The sequence below is a fragment of the Escherichia sp. WS1265 genome, from assembly GCF_046487585.1.
In the GTDB taxonomy this organism is placed as follows: Bacteria; Pseudomonadota; Gammaproteobacteria; order Enterobacterales; family Enterobacteriaceae; genus Escherichia; species Escherichia coli.
Genome location: NZ_JBJQJE010000037.1, coordinates 1 through 12,228 on the forward strand (window position 1 = coordinate 1; position 12,228 = coordinate 12,228).

The 12,228-nt window shown below is 49.1% G+C and carries 13 protein-coding genes and 2 pseudogenes; all 15 read left to right on the forward strand.

Annotated features, from left to right (window positions below; all coding sequences use genetic code 11):
* The coding region (locus ACJHX3_RS23915) for a hypothetical protein (RefSeq protein ID WP_252966805.1) at window positions 1-73 on the forward strand (73 nt) is incomplete at its 5' end.
* A gap of 36 nt (window positions 74-109) precedes the next feature.
* Window positions 110-558 (forward strand): annotated as a pseudogene (locus tag ACJHX3_RS23920) (antitoxin of toxin-antitoxin stability system); the annotation flags it as partial.
* 49 nt (window positions 559-607) lie between these two features.
* Window positions 608-976 carry a type IV toxin-antitoxin system YeeU family antitoxin gene (locus tag ACJHX3_RS23925; protein WP_001320394.1) on the forward strand — a complete coding sequence of 123 codons (369 nt, stop codon included), beginning with the start codon at window positions 608-610 and terminating at the stop codon, window positions 974-976.
* An 89-nt stretch (window positions 977-1,065) separates the two neighbouring features.
* Entirely contained in the window at window positions 1,066-1,440 is a 375-nt protein-coding gene (locus ACJHX3_RS23930) for a TA system toxin CbtA family protein (protein WP_001094454.1), read from the forward strand.
* A complete protein-coding gene (locus ACJHX3_RS23935; protein ID WP_094308611.1) occupies window positions 1,437-1,925 on the forward strand; it encodes a DUF5983 family protein in 489 nt (162 codons plus the stop codon). Before ACJHX3_RS23930 ends, ACJHX3_RS23935 begins: the two co-directional genes overlap by 4 nt.
* An 11-nt stretch (window positions 1,926-1,936) precedes the next feature.
* The gene (locus ACJHX3_RS23940) at window positions 1,937-2,134 is read left to right on the forward strand and encodes a DUF957 domain-containing protein (protein WP_000839276.1); all 198 of its coding nucleotides are present in this window, start codon (window positions 1,937-1,939) and stop codon (window positions 2,132-2,134) included.
* Window positions 2,135-2,230: 96 nt separating this feature from the next.
* Entirely contained in the window at window positions 2,231-2,800 is a 570-nt protein-coding gene (locus tag ACJHX3_RS23945) for a DUF4942 domain-containing protein (RefSeq protein WP_001290250.1), read from the forward strand.
* Between the two features lie 330 nt (window positions 2,801-3,130).
* Window positions 3,131-3,313, forward strand: a pseudogene (locus ACJHX3_RS23950) (IS110 family transposase); the annotation flags it as partial.
* Window positions 3,314-4,123: 810 nt separating this feature from the next.
* Window positions 4,124-5,107: an SIS domain-containing protein gene (locus ACJHX3_RS23955; RefSeq protein ID WP_024181915.1), complete on the forward strand. Its 984-nt coding sequence runs from the start codon at window positions 4,124-4,126 to the stop codon at window positions 5,105-5,107.
* A gap of 71 nt (window positions 5,108-5,178) precedes the next feature.
* On the forward strand, window positions 5,179-6,327 hold the full coding sequence (locus ACJHX3_RS23960; RefSeq protein WP_000905931.1) for a capsule polysaccharide export inner-membrane protein KpsE: 1,149 nt from the start codon (window positions 5,179-5,181) through the stop codon (window positions 6,325-6,327).
* A gap of 23 nt (window positions 6,328-6,350) precedes the next feature.
* Complete coding sequence (locus ACJHX3_RS23965) at window positions 6,351-8,027, forward strand: polysaccharide biosynthesis/export family protein (protein WP_012767757.1); 1,677 nt, start codon at window positions 6,351-6,353, stop codon at window positions 8,025-8,027.
* Window positions 8,028-8,036: 9 nt separating this feature from the next.
* Complete coding sequence (gene kdsB / locus ACJHX3_RS23970) at window positions 8,037-8,777, forward strand: 3-deoxy-manno-octulosonate cytidylyltransferase (RefSeq protein ID WP_000030740.1); 741 nt, start codon at window positions 8,037-8,039, stop codon at window positions 8,775-8,777.
* Window positions 8,774-10,801 (forward strand): capsular polysaccharide biosynthesis protein, encoded by a 2,028-nt coding sequence (locus ACJHX3_RS23975; RefSeq protein WP_000579244.1) that lies wholly within the window; start codon window positions 8,774-8,776, stop codon window positions 10,799-10,801. Before kdsB ends, ACJHX3_RS23975 begins: the two co-directional genes overlap by 4 nt.
* 34 nt (window positions 10,802-10,835) lie before the next feature.
* Entirely contained in the window at window positions 10,836-12,086 is a 1,251-nt protein-coding gene (locus tag ACJHX3_RS23980; RefSeq protein ID WP_249540490.1) for a capsule biosynthesis protein, read from the forward strand.
* Between the two features lie 88 nt (window positions 12,087-12,174).
* The coding region (locus ACJHX3_RS23985; RefSeq protein WP_129692851.1) for an IS1 family transposase at window positions 12,175-12,228 on the forward strand (54 nt) is incomplete at its 3' end.

Consider the following 12,228-nt stretch of genomic DNA (forward strand, 5'->3'; position numbering starts at 1 on the left):
CGTCATAGCCGACTGGCCGATAAACCGGGTCGGCGAACTGCTCCCCTGGCGCGTAGCACTGCCGACTGAATAACACATCCCCGTCAATACGGTTCTTGCTGCACGCTTACGGTTTATGGAAGAGCCGTGCATCTGGTTCAGCGGATTCTGCAGCCAGGGGGACGGAGCCTGTTTTGAAGGGCTCTGGCACTGGCAGCCAGCGGCCCCCCGGAAAATCAGGGAATATGCCCCGCAGGACCGTGAGCTTCATCGTATCGCGGATGCCCTGCAGGCGGTACAGAAGCGTAACTTCTGGCAGTTACAGGCTGAAATCAGTCATCGGGGACGTTACTGCCATCCGTACAGCATGGATATCACTGTTACCCGGAACAGTCCGACTGGTCAGGCTATGACAGCCGATGCGGAAGCCGCAGTCAGCGAAGCCCTGCGCGACCTGGCCTTCTGGTTGTACCGTCAACAGGAAAACGAGTACGACTGGCTGACCTCAGACGCCGCTGTGGATGAGGCCTGCTCATCAACGAATTCACCTTTACCGAAGCCGGTCTGCACGCCGGCTGACCTGTCATCGTTAAACTATCATTCACCGATTTTCTGTGAGGACTTTATCGTGTCAGACACATTCTCCGGGACAACTCATCCCGATGACAATCACGACCGTCCCTGGTGGGGACTACCCAGCACCGTGACGCCCTGTTTCGGGGCCCGTCTGGTGCAGGAGGGTAACCGGTTGCATTACCTTGCCGACCGCGCCGGTATCAGAGGCCGGTTCAGCGATGCGGATGCGAACCATCTGGACCAAGCCTTTCCGCTGCTGATGAAACAACTGGAACTCATGTTCACCAGCAGTGAACTGAATCCCCACCGTCAGAATACCGTCACGCTGTATGCTAAAGGGCTGACCTGCCATGCGGACACCCTCGGCAGCTGTGGTTACGTTTATCTTGCTGTTTATCCGACGCCCGAAACGAAACAGTAAACCACCGGAATAACCTTCTGCTCCGGCCTGGTGCTTTCACCACGCCACTTTTCCATTTTTCATCTCTGCATATCAGGAAAATCTTCAGTATGAACACATTACCCGACACACACGTACGGAAGGCATCGCGCTGCCCGTCTCCCGTCACCATCTGGCAGACACTGCTGTCCCGACTACTGGGCCAGCATTACGGCCTTACACTGAATGACACACCGTTCGCCGATGAACGTGTGATTGAGCAGCATATTGAAGCTGGCATTTCACTGTGTGACGCGGTGAACTTTCTCGTGGAAAAATACGCGCTGGTGCGTACCGACCAGCCGGGATTCAGCACTTGTCCCCGCTCTCAGTTAATAAACAGTATTGATATCCTCCGGGCTCGCCGGGCGACCGGCCTGATGACCCGCGACAATTACAGAACGGTAAATAACATTACCCTGGGTAAGCATCCGGAGAAACGATGAAACTTTCCCTGATGCTGGAAGCCGACAGAATTAATGTGCAGGCACTGAACATGGGGCGAATTGTCGTTGACGTCGATGGTGTTAATCTCACTGAACTGATTAACAAGGTCGCTGAAAACGGTTATTCACTCCGCGTGGTGGAGGAATCCGACCAACAGTCAACCTGCACACTACCACCGTTTGCAACCCTTGCCGGCATACGCTGCAGTACCGCACATATCACGGAAAAGGATAACGCCTGGCTGTACTCGCTGTCACACCAGACCAGTGACTTCGGTGAATCAGAATGGATTCATTTCACAGGTAGCGGATATCTGTTACGTACCGATGCGTGGTCATATCCGGTTCTGCGGCTTAAACACCTAGGGCTGTCAAAAACGTTCCGTCGTCTGGTTATCACACTTACCCGACGTTATGGCGTCAGTCTCATTCATCTGGATGCCAGCGCTGAATGCCTGCCGGGTTTACCCACTTTCAACTGGTAACCAGGAACAACATGAAATCATTAACCACGGAAACCGCACTGGATATTCTGATTGCGTGGCTGCAGGACAATATCGACTGCGAATCGGGAATTATCTTTGACAACAATGAGGATAAAACGGATTCAGCAGCACTGTTTCCCTGTATCGAACAGGCCAGAGAGGATATCCGTACCCTGCGCCAACTGCAGCTTCAGCACCAGAACCGGTGAGTCTCACTCATCATCTCACTCACCAGACTTCATTCCACTGACGCCAGCCTGAACACGGCTGGCGTTTTCATTTATCTGCAAAAAGGAATATCGATTATGTCTGAAATCACAGTCTCCCGTCCGGAAGTGGTCAACGAGAATACGGACGTTATCTGCTCCACCTCAGTCAGGTACAGGTCACTGGAATATGATAATTTTCCGGAAATCAGCGAAGCGAACATTCTGAGCACATTTGAACAACTGCACCAGAACAAAGATGAAGTGTTTGAACGGGGAGTGATCAACGTCTTCAAAGAGCTGAGCTGGGATTACAAAACCAACTCACCCTGTAAATTTGGCAGTAAAATTATCGTCAACAATCTGGTGAGGTGGGACCAGTGGGGATTTCATCTTATCAGTGGAATGCAGGCAGATCGCCTGGCTGACCTGGAAAGAATGTTGCATCTGCTCAGCGGTAAACCGATCCCCGACAACCGAGGGAATATCACCATTAATCTGGATGACCACATACAGTCCGCTCAGGGTAAAGGACGCTATGAAGATGAGATGTTCATCATTAAATACTTTAAGAAGGGATCTGCACACATCACTTTCAAAAGGCTGGAGCTGATTGACAGAATTAACGATATAATAGCCAGGCACTTTCCTTCTGTGCTCTCAGCCTGACCCCGAGTTTGATTCCCTTTCGATATCAAAAGGGACTGCGGGTACAAAAGAGGGTACATCTTTCACCAAACCAAACAAAATAAACTAATATCAACATGATAGAAGCATTCTTCGATTCCGAGTCCGGCACCACTAATTCTTAAGAACCCGCCCACAAGGCGGGTTTTTGCTTTTGGATCTTTATATAAAATAAACTTGGGAGCATAACGCCATCAGGTCTTAAACACTCCCGAATCATCAATAAACATCCCCCGTTAACAAAACACAGTTCAGTTCACATAACATCCCTGTTATCCCACACATATCTGCTGGCCGAACGACGCCAGTGCGCGTACGGAGGCAAGAGCAGCCCTGCACATGGCAGCGCTTGTGGTAACCTGGTTTAATCCGGTGATAAAGGCGTTTTACATGCATCTGCCAGCAGCCGGAAAAACCAAAAAAGTGGCGCTGGTTGACTGTATGCGTAAATTGCTGACCATCCTGAACGCAATGCTCAGAAAAAACGAAGAGTGAAATGAATCGTAGCATCATGTTGCTCCATAATTTTTACGTTCAAGACAGTTGATTATCGGCGCATATGACTCAAAAAGAGCCTGATGATTGCCTCTTTTCCATAGGCTCTTTCTCTGAAGTGAAGGAAGGCCCGGAAGAAAGCACTCGCTGGCATACGTGACTCCAGCTCAACCGGAGATAATCACCATTGTTATTTTTCTATTTAATAATAATCTCCTGAAAAATAGATATAGCAAAAATACAATCCGGCCAGATTTAATTCCGCATTCATTACCAGAAATAATCAACACCACAACTATCATATCATTCAATAGTCACCGCTAAAATTTTATTATTTTCCTCTTCTTTACATGGAAATTGTCAACTTGTTTATTATGCCGCACTTAAATAGTTAATCACAAAACAACATCACCATTATTTGCGTGTTTTATTTATTAATAACATAGTCATACGTTCTTTTTTTACAAGGAAATAATCAATTGATAAATTGTTTTTGATCTTAATAGTCAAGTAGGAAACATTTTAATAAATGATAAAAATCCTAAATTCCTTGTTCATAATGTAGGGGTGTGTTAAATAGGTGGGCAAAATTTGGTTCCCCTTCTCGCCTGTAATATTGCAGCATCTTCGCACCTCCATGAGACATTGCGACTTAATAAGAAGGTGATAAGTCCTGCATATAAGCATGGACTGACCATGGTTTTATATTCATTAAAAATTTTGTTACAACCCATTGATTTAGCATAAATAAATTATAGTGGGTTCGGGTTAGTTGTGACTGTGGCATTATTTCCGTGCAAAGGAGCTGATATGTCTGAAAGACATTTACCTGATGACCAGAGCAGTACTATCGATCCATATCTAATTACCTCTGTTCGCCAGACTCTGGCAGAACAAGGCGCAGCATTACAAAACTTGTCTAAACAACTGGATTCCGGGCAGTACCAGCGTGTCCTTAATTTGATAATGAACTGTAAAGGGCACGTTATTCTTTCAGGAATGGGTAAATCAGGGCATGTCGGTCGTAAAATGTCAGCGACGCTGGCCTCTACGGGTACGCCTAGTTTCTTTATTCATCCTACAGAAGCTTTCCATGGCGATCTGGGCATGATTACGCCTTACGATCTTCTGATCCTTATTTCTGCCAGCGGTGAAACGGATGAAATCCTCAAGCTAGTTCCTTCACTGAAAAATTTCGGCAACCGAATTATCGCCATTACCAATAATGGAAATTCCACGCTGGCGAAAAATGCTGATGCCGTGCTGGAACTCCACATGGCGAATGAAACCTGCCCGAATAATCTTGCACCAACAACGTCTACCACGCTGACGATGGCGATCGGCGATGCGCTGGCGATTGCCATGATCCACCAACGCAAATTTATGCCGAATGATTTTGCGCGCTATCACCCGGGCGGTTCATTAGGTCGTCGCCTGCTGACCCGCGTTGCTGATGTCATGCAGCATGATGTTCCTGCGGTACAGCTGGATGCGTCATTTAAAACCGTGATTCAACGTATCACCAGCGGATGCCAGGGAATGGTGATGGTAGAAGACGCAGAAGGTGGGCTAGCGGGCATTATCACCGACGGTGACCTGCGTCGCTTTATGGAAAAAGAGGATTCTCTGACATCCGCCACGGCTGCGCAGATGATGACACGTGAACCGCTGACGCTACCGGAAGACACCATGATCATTGAAGCGGAAGAAAAAATGCAAAAGCACCGCGTCTCAACATTATTGGTGACCAACAAGGCAAATAAAGTCACTGGCCTTGTGCGCATTTTCGACTAATTAAGCAACGGGGTTCGAGAGGTTAGTCTCTCATTGAGTTTGCGCCCCACTGAAACTTTGATAATCGTTACATGTTGATAAAAGTGAAGTCTGCCGTATCCTGGATGCGTGCTCGTCTGTCTGCCATCTCACTGGCAGATATCCAAAAACACCTGGCGAAAATCATCATTCTGACACCGATGGCGGTGCTGCTGATCTATCTGGCTATCTTCAGCCAGCCTCGCTATATGAGCGAGTCGAAAGTCGCCATTAAACGCTCGGATGATTTAAACAGCGGCAGCCTGAATTTTGGTCTGCTTCTGGGTGCCTCTAACCCCAGTTCCGCAGAAGATGCGTTGTATCTGAAAGAGTACATCAACTCGCCGGATATGCTGGCGGCGCTGGATAAGCAACTAAATTTTCGTGAAGCGTTTAGCCACAGCGGGCTCGATTTTCTTAATCATCTTAGCAAGGATGAAACTGCAGAAGGCTTCCTGAAGTACTACAAGGACCGTATCAACGTCTCGTATGACGATAAAACCGGATTACTGAATATTCAGACGCAGGGCTTTAGCCCGGAGTTTGCGCTTAAGTTTAACCAGACCGTGCTGAAAGAGTCAGAGCGCTTTATCAATGAGATGTCACATCGCATCGCGCGTGACCAGCTTGCCTTTGCAGAAACGGAGATGGAAAAGGCACGCCAGCGTCTGGACGCCAGCAAAGCGGAATTGCTCTCTTATCAAGACAACAACAACGTTCTGGATCCACAGGCACAGGCACAGGCGGCGAGCACGTTAGTGAATACGCTGATGGGCCAGAAGATCCAGATGGAAGCGGACCTGCGGAACTTGCTGACGTATCTGCGTGAGGACGCCCCGCAAGTTGTGAGTGCGCGTAATGCGATTCAGTCATTGCAGGCACAAATTGACGAAGAAAAAAGCAAAATCACAGCGCCGCAGGGTGATAAGCTAAACCGTATGGCGGTGGATTTTGAAGAAATCAAATCAAAAGTAGAGTTCAACACCGAGCTGTACAAACTGACCCTGACCTCCATTGAAAAGACCCGTGTAGAAGCGGCTCGTAAGCTCAAGGTGCTGTCAGTGATCAGTTCGCCACAGTTGCCGCAGGAATCGTCTTTTCCAAATATCCCTTATTTGATCGCCTGCTGGTTACTGGTGTGCTGCCTGCTGTTCGGCACCCTGAAACTGTTGCTGGCTGTTATTGAAGATCACCGAGACTAACGCTGTCGCTGAATGAGTTTGTGATGAAATTATTTAAATCAATTTTACTGATTGCCGCCTGTCACGCGGCGCAGGCCAGCGCGGCCATTGATATTAACGCTGACCCAAACCTTACAGGAGCCGCGCCGCTTACCGGTATTCTGAACGGGCAACAGTCGGATACGCAAAACATGAGCGGCTTCGACAATACCCCGCCGCCCGCACCGCCGGTGGTCATGAGCCGCATGTTTGGTGCTCAACTTTTCAACGGCACCAGCGCGGATAGCGGTGCGACGGTAGGATTCAACCCTGACTATATTCTGAATCCGGGTGATAGCATTCAGGTTCGCTTGTGGGGTGCGTTCACCTTTGATGGTGCATTACAGATTGATCCCAAAGGTAATATTTTTCTGCCAAACGTTGGTCCGGTGAAAGTTGCCGGGGTTAGCAATAGTCAGTTGAACACTCTGGTTACATCAAAAGTGAAGGAAGTGTACCAGTCCAACGTCAACGTCTACGCCTCCTTATTACAGGCGCAGCCAGTAAAAGTGTACGTGACCGGATTTGTGCGTAATCCTGGTCTGTATGGCGGTGTGACGTCTGATTCGTTACTCAATTATCTGATCAAGGCTGGCGGCGTTGATCCAGAGCGCGGAAGTTACGTTGATATTGTGGTCAAGCGCGGTAACCGCGTGCGCTCCAACGTCAACCTGTACGACTTCCTGCTGAACGGCAAACTGGGGCTTTCGCAGTTCGCCGATGGTGACACCATCATCGTCGGGCCGCGTCAGCATACTTTCAGCGTTCAGGGCGATGTCTTTAACAGCTACGACTTTGAGTTCCGCGAAAGCAGCATTCCCGTAACGGAAGCTTTGAGCTGGGCGCGCCCTAAGCCTGGCGCGACTCACATTACGATTATGCGTAAACAGGGGCTGCAAAAACGCAGCGAATACTATCCGATCAGTTCTGCGCCAGGCCGTATGTTGCAAAATGGCGATACCTTAATCGTGAGCACTGACCGCTATGCCGGCACCATTCAGGTGCGGGTTGAAGGCGCACACTCCGGTGAACATGCCATGGTACTGCCTTATGGTTCCACTATGCGTGCGGTTCTGGAAAAAGTCCGCCCGAACAGCATGTCGCAGATGAACGCAGTTCAGCTTTATCGCCCATCAGTGGCTCAGCGTCAGAAAGAGATGCTGAATCTCTCGCTGCAAAAGCTGGAGGAAGCCTCACTTTCTGCCCAGTCATCCACCAAAGAAGAAGCCAGCCTGCGAATGCAGGAGGCACAACTGATCAGCCGCTTTGTGGCGAAAGCACGCACCGTGGTTCCGAAAGGTGAAGTGATCCTCAACGAATCCAATATTGATTCTGTTCTGCTTGAAGATGGCGACGTCATCAATATTCCGGAGAAAACATCGCTGATTATGGTTCATGGCGAAGTGCTGTTCCCGAACGCGGTGAGCTGGCAGAAGGGTATGACCACCGAGGATTACATCGAGAAATGTGGTGGCCTGACGCAAAAATCGGGTAACGCCAGAATTATCGTCATTCGTCAGAACGGTGCTGCCGTCAACGCGGAAGACGTGGATTCACTCAAGCCGGGCGATGAGATTATGGTTCTGCCGAAATATGAATCGAAAAATATTGAAGTTACCCGTGGTATTTCCACCATCCTCTATCAGCTGGCGGTGGGTGCAAAAGTGATTCTGTCTTTGTAAGGAGTTGAAATGAGCAAAGCTGTTATTGTCATCCCGGCTCGTTATGGCTCATCGCGTCTGCCGGGTAAGCCGCTACTCGATATTGTCGGCAAACCGATGATCCAGCATGTTTACGAGTGTGCGTTACAGGTGGCGGGCGTTGCGGAAGTTTGGGTGGCAACAGACGATCCGCGTGTTGAACAGGCCGTGCAGGCATTTGGCGGGAAAGCCATCATGACGCGCAACGATCATGAATCCGGCACCGATCGGCTGGTCGAGGTGATGCATAAAGTCGAGGCAGATATCTACATTAACCTGCAGGGCGACGAACCAATGATTCGCCCGCGGGATGTAGAAACGCTGTTACAAGGAATGCGTGATGACCCCGCGTTGCCAGTGGCAACGCTATGCCACGCGATTTCTGCCGAAGAAGCGACCGAGCCAAGCACGGTAAAAGTGGTGGTAAATACCCGCCAGGATGCGCTTTATTTCAGCCGTTCGCCTATTCCGTATCCGTGTAATGCTGAAAAAGCGCGCTACCTGAAACACGTTGGTATTTACGCTTATCGTCGCGATGTGCTGCAAAACTACAGCCAGTTACCGGAGTCCATGCAGGAGCAGGCAGAATCACTGGAGCAGCTGCGGTTGATGAGCGCGGGGATCAACATCCGCACATTTGAGGTTGCCGCAACCGGTCCGGGCGTCGACACCCCAGCATGCCTGGAAAAAGTGCGCGCCCTGATGGCACAGGAACTGGCTGAAAACGCATGATTGGCATTTTCTCGTCCGGTATCTGGCGTATTCCGCATCTGGAGAAATTTCTGGCGCAACCGTGCCAGAAACTTTCTCTGCTGCGCCCTGTTCCGCAAGAAGTTGATGCTATCGCCGTGTGGGGACATCGTCCCAGCGCGGCGAAACCAGTCGCCATCGCCAAAGCAGCGGGAAAACCCGTCATTCGTCTGGAAGATGGATTTGTGCGTTCGCTGGATCTTGGCGTCAATGGCGAGCCGCCGCTTTCTCTGGTGGTGGATGATTGTGGCATTTACTACGATGCCAGCAAGCCTTCAGCACTGGAGAAACTGGTAAAGGATAAAGCCGGAAATACAGCTCTGATAAGCCAGGCCAGAGAAGCGATGCACACCATCGTGACCGGGGATTTGTCGAAATATAACCTGGCACCTGCGTTTGTGGCTGATGAGTCAGAACGTTCAGACATCGTTCTGGTTGTCGATCAGACATTTAATGATATGTCAGTGACGTATGGCAATGCTGGCCCGCATGAGTTTGCTGCCATGCTGGAAGCCGCGATGGCGGAAAATCCTCAAGCCGAAATTTGGGTGAAGGTGCATCCGGATGTCCTGGAAGGAAAGAAAACAGGTTATTTCGCTGATCTGTGCGCCACGCAACGAGTACGTTTGATTGCCGAGAATGTCAGCCCGCAGTCGCTGTTGCGACACGTTTCCCGGGTTTACGTCGTGACCTCCCAATATGGCTTTGAAGCCTTGCTGGCAGGAAAACCAGTAACATGCTTCGGCCAGCCCTGGTATGCAGGTTGGGGCTTAACCGACGATCGTCATCCACAGTCCGCTTTGTTATCTGCCCGACGCGGTTCTGCCACGCTGGAGGAACTTTTTGCCGCTGCATACCTGCGTTACTGTCGCTATATCGATCTGCAAACGGGAGAAGTAAGCGATCTATTTACCGTGCTGCAATGGCTGCAATTACAACGTCGACATCTGCAACAGCGTAATGGTTATTTATGGGCGCCAGGCTTAACGCTGTGGAAGTCAGCGATCCTGAAACCTTTCTTGCAAACGGCAACAAACCGGCTGAGTTTTTCACGTCGTTGTACTGCGGCGAGCGCCTGCGTGGTATGGGGTGTAAAGGGAGAACAGCAATGGCGAGCCGAAGCGCAACGAAAATCACTGCCGTTATGGCGAATGGAAGATGGTTTTCTGCGTTCATCCGGACTTGGCTCTGACCTGCTGCCGCCGCTATCGTTGGTGCTGGATAAACGCGGGATCTACTATGACGCCACGCGCCCCAGCGACCTGGAAGTGCTGATTAATCACAGCCAGTTAACGCTGGCGCAGCAGATGCGAGCTGAAAAATTACGCCAGCGGCTAGTTGAAAGTAAACTGAGCAAGTACAACTTGGGGGCCGATTTCTCTCTGCCTGCCGAAGCCAAAGATAAAAAAATCATCCTGGTGCCGGGTCAGGTAGAAGACGATGCCTCTATTAAAACTGGCACTGTGTCGATTAAGAGCAACCTTGAGTTATTACGCACAGTGCGCGAGCGTAATCCGCACGCCTACATTATTTATAAACCGCACCCGGATGTATTAGTGGGGAATCGTAAGGGCAATATTCCGGCTAAATTGATCGCTGAACTTGCCGACTATCAGGCACTGGACGCAGATATTATTCAATGCATTCAGCGCGCAGATGAAGTGCACACCATGACATCATTGTCCGGGTTTGAAGCGTTATTACATGGCAAGCAAGTTCATTGTTACGGCCTGCCCTTCTATGCCGGTTGGGGTTTAACCGCTGATGAACATCACTGCCCGCGCCGCGAGCGCAGATTAACGATAGCAGACTTGATCTATCAGGCGTTGATTGTTTATCCAACCTATATCCACCCAATACGGCTACAACCTATTACTGTTGAAGAGGCGGCGGAATATTTGATCCAGACGCCGCGCAAGCCGATGTTTATTACCCGAAAAAAAGCGGGGCGAGTAATACGCTATTACCGCAAATTAATTATGTTCTGCAAGGTCAGATTTGGCTAAACAATTTCATAGTTGACTATTACGCAAATTATTTATGCAAGACAACGCACTAACCATTTTATTATCGGGTAAAAAATATCTGCTATTGCAGGGGCCAATGGGACCCTTTTTCAATGACGTCGCCGAATGGTTAGAGTCATTAGACCGTAACGCTGTGAATGTTGTCTTCAACGGCGGGGATCGTTTTTACTGCCGCCATCGACAATACCTGGCTTACTACCAAACGCCGAAAGAGTTTCCCGGTTGGCTGCGAGATCTCCACCGACAATATGACTTTGATACCATCCTCTGCTTTGGTGACTGCCGCCCATTGCACAAAGAAGCAAAACGCTGGGCAAAGTCGAAAGGGATCCGCTTTCTGGCATTTGAGGAAGGATATTTACGCCCGCAATTTATTACCGTTGAAGAAGGCGGAGTGAACGCATATTCATCGCTACCGCGCGATCCGGATTTTTATCGTAAGTTACCAGATATGCCTACGCCGCACGTTGAGAACTTAAAACCTTCAACGATGAAACGTATAGGTCATGCGATGTGGTATTACCTAATGGGCTGGCATTACCGCCATGAGTTCCCTCGCTACCGCCACCATAAATCGTTTTCCCCCTGGTATGAAGCACGTTGCTGGGTTCGTGCATACTGGCGCAAGCAACTTTACAAGGTAACACAGCGTAAGGTATTACCGAGGTTAATGAACGAGTTGGACCAGCGTTATTATCTTGCCGTTTTGCAGGTATATAACGATAGCCAGATTCGTAACCACAGCAATTATAACGATGTGCGTGACTATATTAATGAAGTCATGTACTCATTTTCACGTAAAGCGCCGAAAGAAAGTTATTTGGTGATCAAACATCATCCGATGGATCGTGGTCACAGACTCTATCGACCATTAATTAAGCGGTTGAGTAAGGAATATGGCTTAGGTGAGCGCGTCATTTATGTGCACGATCTCCCGATGCCGGAACTATTACGCCATGCTAAAGCGGTGGTGACGATTAACAGTACGGCGGGGATCTCTGCACTGATTCATAACAAACCACTCAAAGTGATGGGCAATGCCCTGTACGACATCAAGGGCTTGACGTATCAAGGGCATTTGCACCAGTTCTGGCAGGCCGATTTTAAACCGAATATGAAACTGTTTAAGAAGTTTCGTGGGTATTTATTGGTGAAGACACAGGTTAATTGGGTTTTTTATGGGTGTTTTAAATATAATATTAATAATGGTAATAATCTTTTCATTACACAAACAATGCACACTACTCAAATTAAAAACCATTAATATGATAATTTTATTCAGTATAACTGAAACATTGGTGATGCTGCCAACTTACTGATTTAGTGTATGATGGTGTTTTTGAGGTGCTCCAGTGGCTTCTGTTTCTATCAGCTGTCCCTCCTGTTCAGCTACTGACGGGGTGGTG